Raw genomic sequence first — 16,932 nt, 5'->3', positions numbered from 1 at the left:
TTACACCCTCTCCCCTTTGGGGAGAGGGCCGGGGTGAGGGGTAAGGTTTTGTTTTATTTAACCAGCTTCTTCGTCATGTCCAGCAGCGTGCGCACGTCTTCCGGGCGCGTGTCGCCGCTGGCTTTGTCGATAATCGAGCTGTAGATATGCGGGATAATCTTGCTCACGCCCGCGTCCAGCGCAATCTGCAAAATCTCTTCGAAGTTGTCCAGATCGATGCCGCCCGTTGGCTCCAGCCAGAAGTCGTGACGCGCGCAGGCTTCCGCCACCGCGTTGTACTCGTCACGGCACTTCAGGCCGCCCATCGGGAAGTATTTGATCGAGCTGCCGCCGAAGTCTTTCAGCAGGGCAATCGCGGTTTCAACCGGCACGATGCCGTCCGGTGCAGTGCTGCTCAGCGGGCCGGTGGAGATTTTGACCATGCCGACGGTGCCGGTCGGGGAGACAAGGCCGTTGACCACGGATTCACTCTGCCCCAGCAGCGCGCGGCTGGTGGCAACGCCGGTGAAGACCTGGTTGACGTGCTGCGGCTGCACCTGACGGGAGATTTCACTCACCATCGCCGACTGGTTCGGGTCGCCCGCGCCGAGGCCGACGGAGAGCGCATTATCAATCAGGGCCGCGTATTCACGCATATCGGCCACGGCGCTTGCCACGTCCGGATAATTTTTGGAGAGCACGCCCACCAGCACGTGGCCTTCCGCCGCCTCGTAAATGGCGCTGGCGTTGGCTTTCGAGCCCGCCAGCACGTTCAGGCACACGCGGTCACGGTAAAAGTTGGGGGTCAGTTTCATGCGTTTTTCTCCTGTCCTAACACTTCGCTAATGCGGCGATACACAATGTTCAGCTGTTCGGCGTTCACGCTGCGCACGTCCGCTTCGATAATCCCTTCGTTGGCCTTGTAGCCACGGAAATAAATGGCGTACTCGCCCTGCTTAAGCGCATTCACCAGGTCACCGGTGCCGACGCCCGTCATGGCTTCGTCAAACTTGATTTCGGTGCGGGCGATGTCGCGTCCGGCGCTGTCCCAGACCACGCGCGCGGTAACGCCGTTCAGGGTGTTGAGCGCGTCGATAAACGGCGTCATCTTCGCCACCATTTCGGCACCGCTCTCTTTGGTCGCCGTCAGGTAGTGCTCGATGGCGCAGGTCAGGCCGAGAATGCCCTCTTTACCCACCTTCATGGCGCGGCCAATGCCTGCCGTCTGGCGCTTCACCCACTCGACGTACTGGGTTCTGCCGATCACCAGCCCGCTGGTTGGCCCTTCAATCGCCTTCGCGCCGCTGTAGATCACCAGATCGGCGCCGGAGCGGTAGTACGCGTGAAGATCTTCTTCCGCTGCCGCATCGACGATCAGCGGCAGATCGTGTTTACGCGCGACCACCGCCGCCTGCTCGACGCTGAGCATACTTTTCTGCACGCAGTGGTGAGATTTGATGTAGAGGATCGCCGCCGTGCGCGGGGTGATCGCCGCCGCCAGCTGATCGGCAGAGCATTCGTTGGCGTAGCCCGCCTCCACCAGCCTGCCACCGCCGAGCGCAACCATCGTCCCGACCGGCGCGCCAAAGTTCACGTTGTGTCCTTTCGGCAGCACAATCTCGTTGTTTTCAATCGGGGTGACGTGCAGGTTTTCCAGCAGCCAGTCGCTGTCTTTCACCAGCACCGCCGCCACGGACTGGGCAATGCCCGCCGAGGCGCAGGAGACCACGGTCGCGCCTTCAACATCCAGCAGCTTCGCGATGTATTCCCCGGTTTTGTTCACCAGATCTTTCATCTCGAAGTAGTGGTTCATGCCGTCCATCGCCGCCTGCACCACTTCCGGGCGCGGCGTGGAGACACCCAGCGCCGTCATGCGGCCAGAGGTGTTGATGACTTGCTTTAAATGGTACTTCTCATAAATCGAAGGCATGTTCCGTGCTCCCTTGTTCGGTCATGTAGCCCTTGCCCGCGCGGATCGCGGCAAGCGGCACCAGAATGTGTTCAGCCTGGAGGCTGTCGTTTTCAGCGTCCGTTAATACCGTCGGCTGGCGCTTCACGGTGAACAGCGTCAGGTCGGCGTCGAGGCCTGGCGCAATGCGCCCTTTGTGCGCCAGGCGCAGGCCGTCGGCGGCGTTCGCGGTCACGCAGTCAATCACCTGCGGCAGCGACATGCCGATGGCGAGGAATTTCGACATCACGCTCGCCAGCGACCCAACCGGGCCGTTGATACGGTTGCGGCAGTAGATATCCGAGCTGATGGTGTGCGGCAGAATGCCCATCGCGATGGCGCGTTTCGCCACCTCAAAGCTAAAGCTCGCCGTGCCGTGGCCCACATCCAGACGCACGCCGCGCTTCAGGGCGCTGGTGATGGAGGCGCGCAGCTCGCCGGAGGGCGTCAGAATGCGGTTGGGCTTGCCGTTGTAGCAGTGGGTAATAATGTCGCCGGAACTCAGCAGCTCGGCGATTTCATCGAGGTTCGGCGGGTTGTTGCCGATGTGGACCATCAGCGGCAGGTCGCCGTTCTCTTTCTGAATGCTCTTCGCGCGCTCCAGCGGCGTGATGCCGTTTTCACCGACCACGCTGCTGCTCATGCGCGCCTTCAGGCCGACGATAAAATCGGGGTGGCGTTTTACCGCCTGCTTCACCGCGTCCGCATCGATATTCGCCATATTCGCCAGCTCGTTCTGGGCAATCAGCCCGACGCGGGAGATATTCAGCAGGGCAAAAACGTCGGTGGAGGCTTTACGGGCGATTTCATAAAAATCGTCCACGTCGTCGGCTCCGGTACTGCCCGCGTCCACCACCGAGGTAACGCCAGTGGCGATGCCGACGCTGTCCGGCTCGTCGTGGTAAATCGGGGAGTTCGGGTAGCAGTGAACGTGGGAATCAATCCAGCCCGCGCTGACGAACACGTCGCCGTTCAGCTCAACCGTTTTACGGGCGGGGGTAGTAATCTCGCCAAGCGCCGCGATTTTTCCGTCCTGAATGGCGATATCGGTCAGGGTATCGTCGGCAAGGCGCGCACGGCGCAGGAGTAAATCAAACATGGGGATCTCCTGATAAGACGGGCGCCGCAGCGCCCGCAGGGATTAAAGCGCGACCGGGAAAAGCCAGCCTAAAATCATGGCACCGAGGATAGCGCCACCGGTGATTGGCTTCTGCCAGATGTAGAACAGCAGCGCGCCTAACAGCGAACCGACGCCGATAGGAATGGAGGCGGTCATGGCGCTGAGGATAATCAACGGCCCGAGGAAGCGGCCGGAGGCGTTACCCGCGCCCATCATCACGTCTGCCCCGTAGGTGGAGTTGCTCTGATTGATGGTGAACTTACGCGCCAGGATGATGACGTAGCCAATCGCCAGACCAATCACCAGGCCGGTGATCAGCGCGGCGATGAAGTTGGTCACCGGGAACATGATGCCCGCGCCCAGCAGCAGCGCCGGAACGCCGAGGCCCACGCCGGTCTGGATCGCCCCGCCGATATCGAGAATACCCACCAGCGAGCCTTCGATGATACGGGCGAACAGGAAGCTTGCGCCGAACGCCGCCACCGCGCCGTACACGCCGGTATCGATACCCGCTTTCAGCATCGCCACGAAGGCCACTTCGTTAAACGCGCCGATGCCGTAGAGGTAGTACATGTGCGTCCCGGCGAACACGCCGGAGGAGAGCAGGCCAACAAAGATCGGGAACGACCAGTCGGCATACCAAAAACCTTTATTCTGTTCCATGTAGAGGCTCCTGTTATTTACCGCTGAGCGAGTTGTGGATCATGTCGAGCCAGTTCGGCACGGTCAGATGGAAGGATTCGATCATCTTCATGTCGAAGCCGCGGAAGAAGCCGCTCAGCACGAACAGCGCGACGATGGCCGCCATCATCACTTTGGTGACGTGGTTCCAGCCGCTCTCTTCAACGCCTTTCCCGATCAGGATACCCAGCACCAGGCCCGGTACGGCGTTACCCATAATCAGCTGCGCCGCGCCGCCAAACACGGTGGCCCAGAAGCCCGATTTTTTACCCGCGTCGATGGCCGCCAGCCAGAAGATCACCGGCATCACGGTGTTCACCAGCAGGTTGGCCGCAGGCACCAGCACCTTAACGGCGGTAACCTGAAGCGCGGCCGGAACGGACGAGGCGGTGAGGTTGAGGAAGGTGACGACAAACATCCCGATGATGCCGCAGGCAATCGCCATTTTGCGCGGATCGTGCAGCGTTTCGCCGACGTTACGGTTTTTGATCATCAGCGCCGCCGCGCCCCAGTTCGGGATGATGCGGTGGTCGACGTCCTGGGTGAATGCACCTGCGGCCACGGAAGAGGCCCAGGCGTTAAAGAAGAAACCTAACCCAAAGGAGAAGTGGGAAGCAGGATCCCCTTCACAGGAGTTCAGTTCCCCCAACGTACGAAACGCGCCCATACCCTGAGTGGTAGGCGCATGAAACATGCGTGCAGCCCCGGCCCCAACGCCGACGCCTACCAGGCCGCCGATGATGAGCGATTTTATTAATATAATTAAGAACATCAGTCTGCCCTTTTATGAATAATCAGCGTTGCGTGACAAAGTCCACCTGGTCAAGATTGATGGCGGTCACGTTGACGGTCACATCCAGCTCCACGCTGTAGGTGCGTCTTTCCCGGCGCAAAAAGAAGAACAGAAAGGCTTCTTTACGCACCGCTTCTTGCGCCTGAACGACCTGCACATCCTGTGGCTCAATACGCAGTAAGATATGCGGTGAGGCTTTCATCACCGCGGCCTGAACGTGGTTGAGTGCGTCGGCAAAGGCGCGCGCTTTGGCGTCGCCCTTCCCTTTGACTCTCACGGTGGTTGTGAACTGTTCTTTCATGCTTACGCGCCGTGCTTCTTCTGCCACGCCTGCACCAGACGCTCGCCCAGCTCTTCTTTATCCATAAAGCCAAAGCCCAGCACGTTGCAGCCTTCGTTGATGGCGGTTACGCCCTCTTCCACGGAGCGCATGCCGTATTTGGCTTTGTAGCCATACTTGGTCTGCGCGGTGATAGCGCCCGCGCCGCCGCTGCCGCAGAAGGAGATACCGAAGGTGGCGTTTTCCGCTTTCATCACGTCGCCCAGCTTCATATCCGCTGCCATACCCGGCACAACCACGGCGCGTCCACCTGCTTTTTCGATACCGGCAGCCACTTTCTGACCTTTACCCAGGCGATCGCCAATCACGACTGTAATCTGTTCCATGTGTTGCTCCTTAAAGGTTGTCTTTTGCGACTTCGAAGTGAACGGAGAGCAGCCAGGCCTCTTCATCAGGAAGATTGCCAAACTGCGCGACCACTTCGCGGGCCAGCTGCATTGAATCCGGTGAAATTTCGTCGAACAGCTCTGCTTCCACTTCCGGCAGCGGCTCGCCGGTCACCGACCGGTGCGCCATCGCGCGAACGTGGGAGGTCAGCATCTGCTCCTGTACTGCGTTGGGGATGATGTCGTGCCGGGCGAGCAGGGCATAAACCTGCTTCAGCATGGTGTCAGCGAGCTGCTCTGTGTGCATCGCCAGGTCTCCAGTCTCGTTCATTACCGCTCCGTTAATCACTCGTCTTACCCCGTTAATGTCTCTGGGTTAAAACTAACGCTGGCGGTGGCGGGTTTGTAGCGAGTTGTTTTCCACTTCGAAGTGGAAAGGGGCGCGGCAGCAGTGATCTGTGCCACAGAAATGGGCGGAATAAAGCGATTCCGCTGGTTTAACGTGATGAATGTCACGCATTACGTGGGTAAATCAGGGGGATAAAAAGGAAAACGTTGGGGGCGGTTATCGCAAAACTGTGACGGTGATAGGGTTTACTTATTACGGCGCATAAAAAAAGCGAGGACATCAGCCCTCGCCTTTCACAATTCAGACGCTGCGTCTGTTAGCGATACTTCTTGTGATAGGTGTTGCGGGTGGTCACGAACTGGTCCGCTGCCGCCTGCGCTTCTTTCACTTTACCTTCTTCCGTCAGCTTCAGCGCGCCGTCGATCTGGCCGACCAGCACGTCAAAACCGTGGCGATAATCTTTCATTTCGGCGCTGTCAGGCGCTTTGTTTTCCAGCTTCGGCGGAGTGGATTTTTGTGCATCCAGCGCCGCTTCACGCATTTTGGTCAACGCGTCTTTCATGTCCGCCGCGTTGTCCGTCTTCTGAACCACCTTCAGGTTTTCGCTGAGGATATCCATGTTGTCTTCAAGATCGGCGGCAAACGCGGCAGAACCAAGAACCAGCGTTGAGGCGGCGACGATCGCTAACAGGTGTTTACGCATTGCTCACTTCCTTTTTTATTATTAAAAAATTCATTCTTATACCCTCAATAATTCGAGTTACAGGACAAAACGCTTATAGCGTTTTGAACAGCGCTTGCGCTGGCCCCTAAGGGCGAGGCCACAGGCCGAGTAACGCGGCAAGTGCGTGAATCCCCAGGAGCTTACATCAGTAAGTGACTGGGGTGAGCGCGCGCAGCCAACGCACCTGTAGCGTGAAGTATGACGGGTATTATTGACCGGCGATTTTCATTTCCGGTAGAAGAACTGAACCACACTGTATATTGCTACGCGTTTCAATATCGTTACCCACCGTCACAATATTGCTCCACATATCTTTCAGGTTACCCGCGATGGTGATTTCGCTCACAGGATACTGAATTTCGCCGTTTTCAACCCAGAAGCCCGCCGCACCGCGCGAGTAGTCCCCGGTGATGCCGCTTACGCCCTGGCCCATCAGCTCGGTGACCACCAGGCCGGTGCCCATCTCTTTGAGCATCTGCTTAAAGCTCAAGCCTTGACCCGGAATGCGCCAGTTGTGGATCCCGCCCGCGTGCCCGGTGCTTTTCAGCCCCAGCTTGCGCGCGGAGTAGTTGGTCAGCAGCCACTGGGTCAGAACGCCGTCTTTGATGATGTCGCGACGCTCGGTACGCACCCCTTCGCTGTCGAACGGCGTGGAGGCCAGCCCTTTCAGCAGGTGCGGATGCTCTTCAATGGTCAGCCACTCAGGGAGGATCTGCTTGCCGAGAGAGTCGAGCAGGAAGGTCGATTTACGGTACACCGCACCGCCCGCGATGGCGCCAACCAGATGACCAAACAGGCCCGTCGCCACTTCGTTAGCGAAGATAACCGGGGCCTTCATGGTGGAGAGCTTGCGCGGAGAGAGGCGCGACAGGGTGCGCTTCGCACACTCGGCACCGACCCACTCAGGAGACTGCAAATCCCCCAGCGCGCGGCCAATGGTGTAGGCGTAGTCACGCTCCATATCGCCGTTTTCTTCGGCGATCACGCAGCTTGAAAGGGAGTGACGGGTGGAGCAGTAGCCCTGCAACATGCCGTGGCTGTTGCCGAATACCTTGATGCCGTAGTGGCTGTTAAAGCTGCCGCCTTCGGTATTGGTGATGCGTTTGTCGGCCTGTAAAGAGGCCTGTTCCGCGCGCGCCGCCAGTTCGATGGCTTCGTCAGGCGTCACTTCCGCCGGGTGGAACAGGTCGAGATCCGGTGCGTCGAACGCCAGCAGCTCTTTGTCTGCCACGCCAGCATACGGGTCGGGAGAGGTATAGCGGGCGATGTCCAGCGCCGCCTGCACCGTGCGGGCAATGGCGTCCGGGCTGAGATCGGTAGACGACGCGCTGCCTTTACGGTTCTGGTGATAAACGGTGATCCCCAGTGCGCCATCGCTGTTAAATTCAACATTTTCCACTTCGCCGTAGCGGGTGCTCACGCTAATACCGGTGGTTTTGCTGACCGCCACTTCGGCGCCATCTGATTTCTCTGAAGCCAGCGCCAGCGCTGTGGAAACGGCTTCTTCCAGAATCTTACGCTGCGCTTCAACTTGTGAGGTTACTTTCATCGCAAATGCCATACTGTAAGAGAGAGTTAAATGAAGTCTATCAGAGAACCGTTTTTCAGTGCGCATCTTAACTGGTAACATTAGCCTCTTTTTTTAAGGAGCCTGACATGACTAAGCAGCCCGAAGACTGGCTCGACGACGTTCCCGGTGATGACATCGAAGACGAAGATGATGAGATCATCTGGGTCAGTAAAAGTGAAATTAAACGCGACGCCGAAGAGTTAAAACAGCTTGGCGCGGAAATGGTAGAGCTGGGTAAAAACTCGCTGGATAAACTCCCGCTTGACCAGGATCTGCGCGATGCCATTGAACTTGCACAGAAAATCAAAAAAGAGGGTCGTCGCCGCCAGCTTCAGCTGATCGGTAAAATGCTGCGTCAGCGCGATGTCGATCCGATCCGCCAGGCGCTGGACAAGCTCAAAAACCGCCACAACCAGCAGGTTGCGCTGTTCCACAAGCTTGAGCAGATCCGCGATCGTCTGATCGAACAGGGCGATGATGCGGTGCCAGAGGTGTTAAACCTGTGGCCAGACGCCGACCGCCAGCAGCTGCGTTCGCTCATCCGTAACGCGAAGAAAGAGAAAGAAGGGAATAAGCCGCCGAAGTCCGCGCGCCTGATTTTCCAGTATCTGCGCGAGCTGTCTGAGAACGAAGAGTAATCCGTGCGGTTTGCGCCGGATGACGGCGTAAACGCCTTATCCGGCCTACAAGGTCGAGGTCGTGCGAAAAACGTAGGCCCGGTAAGCGCTAGCGCCACCGGGCTTTTTTTTACGCGTCGGCGGCCGCTGCCGCTTTTTTCGCCAGACCGTCCAGCAGTTTCTGATGGATCCCACCAAAACCGCCGTTGCTCATCACCAGAATGTGATCCCCCGGCTGTGCGGTTTTTACCACCATATCCGCCAGCGCATCCACGTCTGCACTCCAGTGCGCGGGCTGTACGCAGGCGTCAGCCACTTCCGCAACCTGCCACGGAATATGCTGCGGCTGAAGCAGGAACACTTCGTCGGCACGGCCTAAAGAAGGGGCGAGATCGTCTTTGCAGATCCCCATTTTCATGGTGTTCGAACGCGGCTCCAGCACCGCCAGAATACGCGCGGTGCCGCCGACTTTGCCGCGCAGCGCCGCGAGCGTCGCCAGGATCGCCGTTGGGTGGTGCGCGAAGTCGTCGTACACGGTCACGCCGTTGGCTTCACCGCGCAGCTCCAGACGACGACGGGCGTTGATGAACGATCCCAGCGCGTCGGCCGCATCAGCAGGCTGAACGCCCACGTGGCGCGCCGCCGCAATCGCCATCAGGCCGTTGTGCATGTTGTGTTCGCCCACCAGGCTCCACTTCACTTCACCGACCTTTTCGCCGTCCAGCCACACGTCCCACTCGGAGGCGTCAGCGTTGGTTTTCTTCGCCTGCCAGTGGCCCTGCTCGCCCACCAGCTCCTGCTCGCTCCAGCAGCCCATCGCCAGCGTCTGTTTCAGGTTAATGTCGTTTTCCGGCAGGATGATGCGCCCCTGACCCGGCACGATGCGCACCAGATGGTGAAACTGTTTCTGAATCGCTTTCAGGTCGTCAAAGATATCCGCGTGATCGAACTCAAGGTTGTTGAGGATCAGCGTGCGCGGGCAGTAATGCACAAACTTGGAGCGCTTGTCGAAGAAGGCGCAGTCATATTCGTCCGCTTCGATCACGAAGAACGGGCTGTCGCCCAGACGCGCGGAGACGTCGAAATTGCCCGGAACGCCGCCAATCACAAAGCCCGGCTTGTAGCCGCAGGCTTCGAGGATCCAGGTCGCCATCCCGGCGGTGGTGGTTTTACCGTGCGTACCGGCCACGGCCAGCACCCAGCGGTCGCGCAGGACGAAATCGTGCAGCCACTGCGGGCCAGACATGTACGGAATGTTGCGCTCCAGCACCGCTTCCACGCACGGATTACCGCGGGTCATGGCGTTGCCGATAATCACTAAATCCGGCTCTGAATCGAGCTGGCTGGCATCGTAACCCTGAATCAGATCGATGCCCTGCTTCTCAAGAAGCGTGCTCATTGGCGGATACACATTGGCGTCCGAACCCGTCACCTCATGGCCCAGCGAGCGCGCCAGCATTGCCAGTCCGCCCATGAAAGTGCCACAAATCCCCAATATATGAATGCGCATACGTCACTATCCTTCTTTAATTTGGCGCACATTTTACTCACATGTCAGCGGGTGTGAAACGCATTTCAGGTAAATCCGTATCTGCTGGCGCGATTCACCTCTGCGCGACTATTTGAATGTTTGTTAAGATTGTTGGGCTTTAGTCGTTTTAGTGAACATACGATCGCTCTACTCACACAAGATGCAGGGAAAGTGTTATGAAAACGTTAGGTGAATTTATTGTCGAGAAGCAGCACGAGTTCTCTCATGCTACCGGTGAACTCACTGCTTTGCTGTCGGCAATAAAGCTGGGCGCTAAGATCATCCACCGTGATATCAACAAGGCCGGGCTGGTCGATATCCTGGGTGCCAGCGGTGCCGAGAACGTTCAGGGCGAGGTTCAGCAGAAACTCGATCTGTTCGCAAATGAAAAACTGAAAGCTGCACTGCGCGCGCGCGACATCGTGGCGGGTATCGCCTCTGAAGAAGAAGATGAAATCGTCGTTTTCGAAGGCTGCGAACACGCAAAATACGTTGTTCTGATGGATCCCCTCGACGGCTCCTCCAACATCGACGTTAACGTTTCTGTCGGCACCATTTTCTCCATTTATCGCCGCGTGACGCCTGTCGGCACGCCGGTGACCGAAGAAGATTTCCTGCAACCGGGCAGCAACCAGGTTGCGGCTGGCTATGTGGTTTACGGCTCGTCGACCATGCTGGTCTACACCACCGGCTGTGGCGTTCACGCCTTTACCTACGATCCGTCGCTCGGCGTATTCTGCCTGAGCCAGGAGCGTATGCGCTTCCCGGAGAAGGGTAACACCTACTCCATCAACGAAGGCAACTACATCCGATTCCCGAACGGCGTGAAGAAGTACATCAAGTTCTGCCAGGAAGAGGATAAAAACACCCAGCGCCCGTACACCTCGCGCTACATCGGCTCGCTGGTGGCGGACTTCCACCGCAACCTGCTGAAAGGCGGGATTTATCTCTATCCAAGCACCGCCAGCCACCCGGACGGTAAGCTGCGTCTGCTGTACGAATGCAACCCGATGGCGTTCCTGGCGGAGCAGGCGGGCGGCAAGGCGAGCGACGGTAAAGAGCGTATTCTGGACATCGTGCCGGAAAGCCTGCACCAGCGCCGCTCGTTCTTCGTCGGCAACAACCATATGGTTGAAGACGTTGAGCGGTTTATCCGCGAATTCCCGGACGCATAACGCTTTTTAACGGGGAGCCAGACGGCTCCCCAACTCATTTATATATTTTAACGTATAAATGAATATAAAAATGACGCTTTAATTCAATTCGCCACTCCTGCATTATTTTAAACAGTTAATTAAGTATTCCTGGAGCATCATGGTGATGAAGAATTTTTCACGAGCTAATACCGGCATCGATTTAAATCTTATTCCTGTTTTTATCGAAGTGGTCAGATGCGGCAGCATGGCGAAAGCCTCTGTACGCCTGGAGATGTCACGCCCGGCGGTCAGTCTGGCGCTAAAGCGCTTTAATCAGCTGTTTGCCGAACCTTTATTTGTGCGTAAAGGTTTATATCTTGAGCCCACGGATAAAGCATTAGCCTTAACCAGCTCGTTGGAATTATTAATTAGCAACATTCACGATAATATTAGCGAGTTTAATTCAGCGGTAAATAAAACCCTGGCACAGACTGCGCCAGGGCTGGATATGACAATTAAACAGCCTGAGCCGTTAATTTAAATGAGGCCATCGCCTCCATCAGCTCACGGGACTGCTCTTCAAGCGAACGCGTCGCGGCAGAGGATTGCTGCACCAGCGCCGCATTTTGCTGGGCCGTTTCGTCCATCTGGTTCACCGCGATATTAACCTGCTCAATGCCGCGGCTCTGCTCCTGGGACGCGGTAGCGATCTCGTGCATCAGTTTGGTCATGCGCAGCACTTCGGTGGCAATTTCATCCATTGTCTCACCCGCCTGCTGCGCCAGCTCGCTCCCCTCGTTGACGTGCGTCTGAGAGTCGCTAATCAGCGTGCGGATCTCTTTTGCGGCGTCGGCGCTGCGGCTGGCAAGGTTACGCACCTCGCCGGCCACGACCGCAAACCCGCGCCCCTGCTCGCCCGCGCGCGCCGCTTCCACCGAGGCGTTCAGCGCCAGAATGTTGGTCTGGAAGGCAATGCCGTCAATCACGCTAAGAATGTCGGCGATACGCGCCGAACTGCCGGAGATATCGCGCATCTTTTCAATCACGTAGCAGACCATTTCGCTGCCGTGATCGGCGGTATCGGACACCGCTTTCGCCATCTGGTGCGCCTGCTGGGCGTTGTCGGCGTTTTGTTTCACCGTGGCGGTGATCTCTTCCATGCTCGCGGCGGTTTGCTCAAGGGACGTAGCGGTGGATTCCGTGCGCTGGGCAAGGTTGATGTTCCCCGCCGTCAGCTCGCGGCTGCCGGTATCAATCTGCGAGCTGGCGTCGCGTACGCGCAGCACCGACCCCATCAGGGACTGGCGCATCTCTTCGATGGCCGCGTTGAGGCGGTTAAACTCCTGGCTCGCCGGGGCGTTGAGGGCATGGGTTAAATCCCCCGCCGCCACGTGCTCCAGCTGGGCAATCGAGGCTGAAAGCGGGTTGAGCAGCATATGGCGCAGCACCAGCCAGGCCAGCACGATAATGGCGGCGGTCAACAGCGCCGCCACCACGATCAGGATCAGCACCCGGGTTTTGCTCGCCTGCACGGCCTTCACTTCCGCTTTACCGCGCGCTTCGCTCCAGGCCTGGAACGCCTGCATGTCGTTATCAAACTGCTTCGCCACCGGGATCAGACGGTTCTCCAGCAGATCGTAATAGCCGTCGGCGCTCTGCTCGTTCAGCGCCTTGCGCATCGGGTCGATCCCCTGCTGATTGTAGGCGGTCAGGCTCACGGCGACCTTATCGAGAAGCTGCTGCCCCTCGGGATCGGCCACGCCGCCGTCGATCACGCGCTTGAGCGTTTTCTGCGCCTGGTCGAACTCCTGATTGATGGTTTTCACCGATTTCGCCGCATCGTCCAGCATCCCGATCTCCATCATCCGGACGGCCTGACCGGCCTCGTTGCGCGCGCGCAAAATCAGCGTATAGCCTGAGTTGAGCTGCACCATCTGCTCACCCTGAAGGTGGTTGATGCGCTGAAGCGAAGAGGAACTTTGTGTGAGGGCATAAATACCAATGCCGCTGACAATCAGCAGCAGAAGGGTCATAACGGCCAGTAAAGAGAGCAAGCCGGTACGAATCGATAGCGTTTTCAGCATGATGTTATTTCCGGTAGCGAGAGACTTCTTGGCATAAAAGAAGAGTATCGGCCGCTACCGGCTATAACTTTATACGTTAAGCAATTTCAGCGTGTTATCGCTCTGTTACTGATGTGTTCACGCGCGTGACAGGCGAGCTTTGGCGGTTCTCCCAGAGCACCGTCAGGCCGCGTTGCAGGGCGATAAAGATGAACAATAAAATGCCGATGGCGATTTTGGTCCACCAGGAGCTGAGGGTGCCGTCAAAGTTGATATAGGTCTGGATCAGCCCCTGTATCGCCACGCCAAACAGGGTGCCGAGCACCGTCCCGACCCCGCCGCTCAGCAGGGTGCCGCCAATCACCACCGAGGCAATCGCGTCCAGCTCCACGCCAACGCCCGCCAGCGCGTAGCCCGCCTGGGTGTAGATCGAAAAGACAATGCCCGCCAGCGTCGCCAGCCCGGTCGAGAGCATATAAATGCGAATGGTGGTGCTGCGGGTGGAGATCCCCATCAGGTTCGCCGAGGTGGCGCTGCCGCCAATGGCGTACACCTGATTGCCAAACCGGGTGCGGTGGGCGAGGAAGATACCGATAACCACCACGCCAAGCATCAGCAGCCCCATCGCGCTCAGACGACCGCCGCCGGGGATTTTCCACGCCAGGCTTGAAAGGGTGTCGTAGATCGGGTGGTTAATCGGGATCGACTCTTCCGACACCAGGTAGCTGACGCCGCGCAGGAAGAACATCCCGGCGAGGGTGATGATAAAGGCCGGGATTTTCAGGGCGTCGATCAGCAGGCCCATGAAAGCGCCAAACGCGCAGCCCATCACCAGCACCAGCGGGAAGGCCAGCAGCGGCGAAATGCCCCAGAAGCCGATCGCTTTCGCGAGAAACACGCCGGTAAAGGCGATCACCGAGCCGACCGACAGGTCAATCCCGCCGGAGAGGATCACAAAGGTCATGCCGACGGCGATGATGCCGAGGAAGGCGTTATCCGTCAGGATGTTGCAGATCACGCGCGTGGAGGCGAAGCCGGGGAACTGGGTCAGGCAGTAGAGATAGCCCAGCACAAACACGCCCAGCGTGATCATCAGTGGCAAATTACGTTTTATCATGACCGCGTATCCCCTTAATAATGCTGATAAAGCGCGGCGACTGAACGATCAGCACGCAGAGCACGACCACCGCTTTGACCACCTGATTCAGCTCCGGCTGGAAGCCCGAAAGCAAAATCCCGGTATTCATCCCCTGAATAATCAGCGCGCCAATCACCGACAGCAGCAGGTTGAAGCGCCCGCCCATCAGCGAACCGCCGCCAATGACGACCGCCAGGATCGCATCCAGCTCCAGCCAGAGTCCGGCGTTGTTGGCATCGGCACCGCGAATATCCGCCGCCACAATCACCCCGGCAATGGCGGCACAAACCCCGCTCAGTACGTAGGTGAGCATCACCATCAGGCGGGTGTTGACCCCGGCGTTTCGCGCCGCGCGGATGTTGATCCCCACCGCTTCGATAAACATGCCGAGCGCCGTTTTGCGGGTAAAGAGCCAGAACACCACCAGCGTTACCAGGGCGATAATCACCGGGGTCGGGAAGAAAAGGAATTTACCGCTGCCGATCCACGCCAGCTCCGGCGAGTTAAAAGTGACGATCTGCCCCGAGGTGATCAGCTGCGCGACGCCGCGCCCGGCCACCATCAGGATCAGGGTGGCGACAAACGGCTGGATCTTGAGTACCGCCACCAGAATGCCGTTCCACAGCCCCGCCAGCACGCCCGTGCCGAGCGCGGCCAGCAGCACCACCGGCAGGCTGTGCCCGGCCACGGTCATGGAGGCGGCGGTGGCACCGGCAATCGCCATCACCGCGCCGACGGAGAGGTCAATCCCCCCGGTAGCAATAACCAGCGTCATACCGATTGCCAGCAGCGCCACGGGGGCCGCGCGGTTAAGAATGTCGATCGGGCTGCCAAACAGCCGCCCGTCCTGCACGATAATCTGGAAGAAGTGCGGCGAAACGAGGCTATCCACCACCAGCACCAGCAGCAGGGCAATGATTTGCGGTGTGCCGGTTGGCCAGCTGAAGCGGCGCTTCGGCTCCCCGGTTTGCGAGAGAGAACGGGACATCACGGGTGACTCCTTATGCCGCAATGGCATTCATGATCGCCGGAACCGACAGCTTATCCAGCGGGATCTCTGCCACCTGCTTGCGATCGCGCATGATGATGACGCGATCCGCATACCCCACCAGCTCCTCAAGCTCGGACGAAATGACCAGCAGCGCCAGGCCGTCGGCGCAGAGCGTTTCGATCAGGCGGATAATTTCGGCGTGCGCGCCCACGTCGATCCCGCGCGTGGGCTCGTCGAGGATCAGGAACTGCGGTTTGGTCAGCAGCCAGCGGGAGAGCAGCACCTTCTGCTGGTTGCCGCCCGAGAGAAACTCAATCGGCTGTTCCGCGCTCGGGGTACGGATCCCCAGCTGGCGGATGAAGCGCTCGGCAATCGCGTTTTGCTCTTTTCGGGGGATCGGACGAAGCCAGCCGCGCTGGGCCTGCAACGCCAGAATAATATTTTCCCGCACCGAGGCGGCGGCAATAATGCCGTCCGTTTTCCTGTCTTCCGGGCAAAAACCGATGCCGAGACAGGAGGCCTGATGCGGCGATCGCAGGGCGTGCGGCTTGCCCTTGATCAGCGCCGTACCGCTGTCGGCAGGCTTGATCCCGAAGATCACCTCGGCGGTTTCGGTTCGCCCGGATCCCAGCAGCCCCGCCAGCCCGACAATCTCTCCCGGGCGCACCTCAAGGCTGAACGGGGAGATGATCCCTTTTTTGCCGAAGTCGTTGAACGCGGCCACGGGCTTATCGCTCAGCAGCGTGCGGCCCGCGCGCTGAAGCGCGTTGGTTTCCAGCTCGCGGCCCAGCATCATTTTGACCAGCTCGATCTGCGGCAGCTCGCGGGTTTCGCGACAGCCGACAAAGCTGCCGTTGCGCAGTACGGTAATGCGATCGCTGACCTCGTAAACCTGATCGAGGAAGTGGGTGACGAAGATCAGGCTGACCCCCTGATCGCGCAGCTGGCGCATCAGGGTGAAGAGCATCTCCACCTCCTGAGTATCCAGGCTGGCGGTGGGTTCATCGAGGATCAGCACTTTGGCCGAGAGATCGATAGCCCGACAGATCGCCACGATCTGCTGCATCGCCACCGAAAAGCGGTTCAGCGGCTCACGCACGTCGAGGGAGAAGCCGTAAGAGGCCATCAGTTTGGTCGCCCGCGCCTCCATCTCTTTGCGGCGCAGCAGGCCGAAGCGCTTCGGCTCGCGGCCAATAAACAGGTTATCGGCCACCGACATGTTCGGCAGCAGGTTGACTTCCTGGTACACCGTCCCGATGCCAAGCTGCTGGGCGTGGGCGGTGTTTTTGGGCGAAATGGCGTTACCTTCGAGCCAGATGGTGCCGCGATCGGCATGATAGACGCCGGTCAGGGCTTTGATCAGCGTGGATTTACCCGCGCCGTTTTCACCCAACAGCGCCATGATTTCACCGCGACGCAGGCTGAAATCGACGTTATCCAGCGCTTTGACGCCGGGGAAGAATTTACTCAAGCCCTCTGTACGGAGGATTTCCTGGTGTTGTGCGGTGGTCATGGTTTTCCTCCCCCTCACCCTAACCCTCTCCCCGGAGGGGAGAGGGGACTATTCGTGCCACTCTTTAATTTTCTGCCCAGCCCGCCCTTTTCCCTCTCCCCTATGGGGAGAGG

The 16,932-nt window shown here is 58.7% G+C and carries 18 protein-coding genes; 3 read left to right on the top strand and 15 right to left on the bottom strand.

Annotation, left to right across the window (positions count from 1 at the left end):
* Positions 1-53 precede the first annotated feature (53 nt).
* The 10 genes from dagF to pmbA all read right to left on the bottom strand — a co-directional run bounded on the left by dagF (position 54) and on the right by pmbA (position 7,821).
* Positions 54-794: a 2-dehydro-3-deoxy-phosphogluconate aldolase gene (gene dagF, locus ACSVHP_RS02755; RefSeq protein WP_447550904.1), complete on the bottom strand. Its 741-nt coding sequence runs from the start codon at positions 792-794 to the stop codon at positions 54-56.
* Positions 791-1,909 (bottom strand): DgaE family pyridoxal phosphate-dependent ammonia lyase, encoded by a 1,119-nt coding sequence (locus ACSVHP_RS02750; RefSeq protein WP_447550903.1) that lies wholly within the window; start codon positions 1,907-1,909, stop codon positions 791-793. Before ACSVHP_RS02750 ends, dagF begins: the two co-directional genes overlap by 4 nt.
* A complete protein-coding gene (locus ACSVHP_RS02745; protein ID WP_447550902.1) occupies positions 1,893-3,026 on the bottom strand; it encodes an amidohydrolase/deacetylase family metallohydrolase in 1,134 nt (377 codons plus the stop codon). The genes ACSVHP_RS02750 and ACSVHP_RS02745 overlap by 17 nt, the downstream gene beginning before the upstream one ends.
* 42 nt (positions 3,027-3,068) lie before the next feature.
* The gene (locus tag ACSVHP_RS02740) at positions 3,069-3,710 is read right to left on the bottom strand and encodes a DUF4310 family protein (RefSeq protein ID WP_008501407.1); all 642 of its coding nucleotides are present in this window, start codon (positions 3,708-3,710) and stop codon (positions 3,069-3,071) included.
* 13 nt (positions 3,711-3,723) lie between these two features.
* Positions 3,724-4,500 (bottom strand): DUF4311 domain-containing protein, encoded by a 777-nt coding sequence (locus ACSVHP_RS02735; protein ID WP_447550901.1) that lies wholly within the window; start codon positions 4,498-4,500, stop codon positions 3,724-3,726.
* A gap of 22 nt (positions 4,501-4,522) precedes the next feature.
* Positions 4,523-4,822 (bottom strand): DUF4312 family protein, encoded by a 300-nt coding sequence (locus tag ACSVHP_RS02730; protein ID WP_006810338.1) that lies wholly within the window; start codon positions 4,820-4,822, stop codon positions 4,523-4,525.
* Positions 4,823-4,824: 2 nt separating this feature from the next.
* A complete protein-coding gene (locus tag ACSVHP_RS02725) occupies positions 4,825-5,187 on the bottom strand; it encodes an SFCGS family glycine-rich protein (protein WP_014068671.1) in 363 nt (120 codons plus the stop codon).
* A 10-nt stretch (positions 5,188-5,197) separates the two neighbouring features.
* Positions 5,198-5,536 carry a glycine dehydrogenase gene (locus ACSVHP_RS02720; RefSeq protein WP_234674626.1) on the bottom strand — a complete coding sequence of 113 codons (339 nt, stop codon included), beginning with the start codon at positions 5,534-5,536 and terminating at the stop codon, positions 5,198-5,200.
* A gap of 316 nt (positions 5,537-5,852) precedes the next feature.
* A complete protein-coding gene (gene cybC, locus ACSVHP_RS02715) occupies positions 5,853-6,239 on the bottom strand; it encodes a cytochrome b562 (protein WP_417315388.1) in 387 nt (128 codons plus the stop codon).
* A gap of 229 nt (positions 6,240-6,468) precedes the next feature.
* The gene (gene pmbA / locus ACSVHP_RS02710; RefSeq protein WP_447550900.1) at positions 6,469-7,821 is read right to left on the bottom strand and encodes a metalloprotease PmbA; all 1,353 of its coding nucleotides are present in this window, start codon (positions 7,819-7,821) and stop codon (positions 6,469-6,471) included.
* A gap of 95 nt (positions 7,822-7,916) precedes the next feature.
* Between pmbA and yjgA the strand changes: the two genes are divergently transcribed.
* Positions 7,917-8,468, top strand: coding sequence for a ribosome biogenesis factor YjgA (gene yjgA, locus ACSVHP_RS02705; protein ID WP_234674629.1), 552 nt, complete (start codon positions 7,917-7,919; stop codon positions 8,466-8,468).
* 109 nt (positions 8,469-8,577) lie between these two features.
* Here yjgA and mpl read toward each other — a convergent pair whose 3' ends face one another.
* Positions 8,578-9,957: a UDP-N-acetylmuramate:L-alanyl-gamma-D-glutamyl-meso-diaminopimelate ligase gene (gene mpl, locus ACSVHP_RS02700; protein WP_447550899.1), complete on the bottom strand. Its 1,380-nt coding sequence runs from the start codon at positions 9,955-9,957 to the stop codon at positions 8,578-8,580.
* A gap of 197 nt (positions 9,958-10,154) precedes the next feature.
* Between mpl and fbp the strand changes: the two genes are divergently transcribed.
* Entirely contained in the window at positions 10,155-11,153 is a 999-nt protein-coding gene (gene fbp / locus ACSVHP_RS02695; RefSeq protein ID WP_234674631.1) for a class 1 fructose-bisphosphatase, read from the top strand.
* A gap of 145 nt (positions 11,154-11,298) precedes the next feature.
* Positions 11,299-11,655, top strand: a complete 357-nt coding sequence (locus ACSVHP_RS02690) for a helix-turn-helix domain-containing protein (protein WP_447551065.1) — start codon at positions 11,299-11,301, stop codon at positions 11,653-11,655.
* On the opposite strand, the gene ACSVHP_RS02685 is transcribed toward ACSVHP_RS02690, so the two are convergent.
* From ACSVHP_RS02685 to ytfR, 4 genes are all read right to left on the bottom strand, one after another.
* Positions 11,630-13,198, bottom strand: coding sequence for a methyl-accepting chemotaxis protein (locus tag ACSVHP_RS02685; RefSeq protein WP_417315391.1), 1,569 nt, complete (start codon positions 13,196-13,198; stop codon positions 11,630-11,632). The two genes, ACSVHP_RS02690 and ACSVHP_RS02685, sit on opposite strands and share 26 nt — an antisense overlap.
* A gap of 94 nt (positions 13,199-13,292) precedes the next feature.
* Positions 13,293-14,294 carry a galactofuranose ABC transporter, permease protein YjfF gene (gene yjfF, locus ACSVHP_RS02680; RefSeq protein ID WP_447550898.1) on the bottom strand — a complete coding sequence of 334 codons (1,002 nt, stop codon included), beginning with the start codon at positions 14,292-14,294 and terminating at the stop codon, positions 13,293-13,295.
* Complete coding sequence (gene ytfT, locus ACSVHP_RS02675; protein WP_417315392.1) at positions 14,281-15,306, bottom strand: galactofuranose ABC transporter, ATP-binding protein YtfT; 1,026 nt, start codon at positions 15,304-15,306, stop codon at positions 14,281-14,283. The genes yjfF and ytfT overlap by 14 nt, the downstream gene beginning before the upstream one ends.
* Positions 15,307-15,316: 10 nt before the next feature.
* On the bottom strand, positions 15,317-16,819 hold the full coding sequence (gene ytfR / locus ACSVHP_RS02670; protein ID WP_447550897.1) for a galactofuranose ABC transporter, ATP-binding protein YtfR: 1,503 nt from the start codon (positions 16,817-16,819) through the stop codon (positions 15,317-15,319).
* Positions 16,820-16,932 lie beyond the last annotated feature (113 nt).

The organism is Enterobacter sp. 186315, from assembly GCF_053290175.1.
The sequence above is the reverse complement of the archived record's forward strand: the minus strand, read 5'-3'. Positions and strand labels throughout refer to the sequence as shown.

What these genes read in the sequence shown, in the direction of transcription:
- ACSVHP_RS02730 (WP_006810338.1), bottom strand. Translation starts at nt 4,822, where the DNA reads ATGAAAGAACAGTTCACAACCACCGTGAGAGTCAAAGGGAAGGGCGAC.
- ACSVHP_RS02685 (WP_417315391.1), bottom strand. Translation starts at nt 13,198, where the DNA reads ATGCTGAAAACGCTATCGATTCGTACCGGCTTGCTCTCTTTACTGGCC.
- ACSVHP_RS02690 (WP_447551065.1), top strand. Translation starts at nt 11,299, where the DNA reads ATGAAGAATTTTTCACGAGCTAATACCGGCATCGATTTAAATCTTATT.
- cybC (WP_417315388.1), bottom strand. Translation starts at nt 6,239, where the DNA reads ATGCGTAAACACCTGTTAGCGATCGTCGCCGCCTCAACGCTGGTTCTT.
- yjgA (WP_234674629.1), top strand. Translation starts at nt 7,917, where the DNA reads ATGACTAAGCAGCCCGAAGACTGGCTCGACGACGTTCCCGGTGATGAC.
- ACSVHP_RS02745 (WP_447550902.1), bottom strand. Translation starts at nt 3,026, where the DNA reads ATGTTTGATTTACTCCTGCGCCGTGCGCGCCTTGCCGACGATACCCTG.
- dagF (WP_447550904.1), bottom strand. Translation starts at nt 794, where the DNA reads ATGAAACTGACCCCCAACTTTTACCGTGACCGCGTGTGCCTGAACGTG.
- fbp (WP_234674631.1), top strand. Translation starts at nt 10,155, where the DNA reads ATGAAAACGTTAGGTGAATTTATTGTCGAGAAGCAGCACGAGTTCTCT.
- ACSVHP_RS02735 (WP_447550901.1), bottom strand. Translation starts at nt 4,500, where the DNA reads ATGTTCTTAATTATATTAATAAAATCGCTCATCATCGGCGGCCTGGTA.
- mpl (WP_447550899.1), bottom strand. Translation starts at nt 9,957, where the DNA reads ATGCGCATTCATATATTGGGGATTTGTGGCACTTTCATGGGCGGACTG.
- ACSVHP_RS02740 (WP_008501407.1), bottom strand. Translation starts at nt 3,710, where the DNA reads ATGGAACAGAATAAAGGTTTTTGGTATGCCGACTGGTCGTTCCCGATC.
- ACSVHP_RS02750 (WP_447550903.1), bottom strand. Translation starts at nt 1,909, where the DNA reads ATGCCTTCGATTTATGAGAAGTACCATTTAAAGCAAGTCATCAACACC.
- ytfR (WP_447550897.1), bottom strand. Translation starts at nt 16,819, where the DNA reads ATGACCACCGCACAACACCAGGAAATCCTCCGTACAGAGGGCTTGAGT.
- pmbA (WP_447550900.1), bottom strand. Translation starts at nt 7,821, where the DNA reads ATGGCATTTGCGATGAAAGTAACCTCACAAGTTGAAGCGCAGCGTAAG.
- ACSVHP_RS02725 (WP_014068671.1), bottom strand. Translation starts at nt 5,187, where the DNA reads ATGGAACAGATTACAGTCGTGATTGGCGATCGCCTGGGTAAAGGTCAG.
- yjfF (WP_447550898.1), bottom strand. Translation starts at nt 14,294, where the DNA reads ATGATAAAACGTAATTTGCCACTGATGATCACGCTGGGCGTGTTTGTG.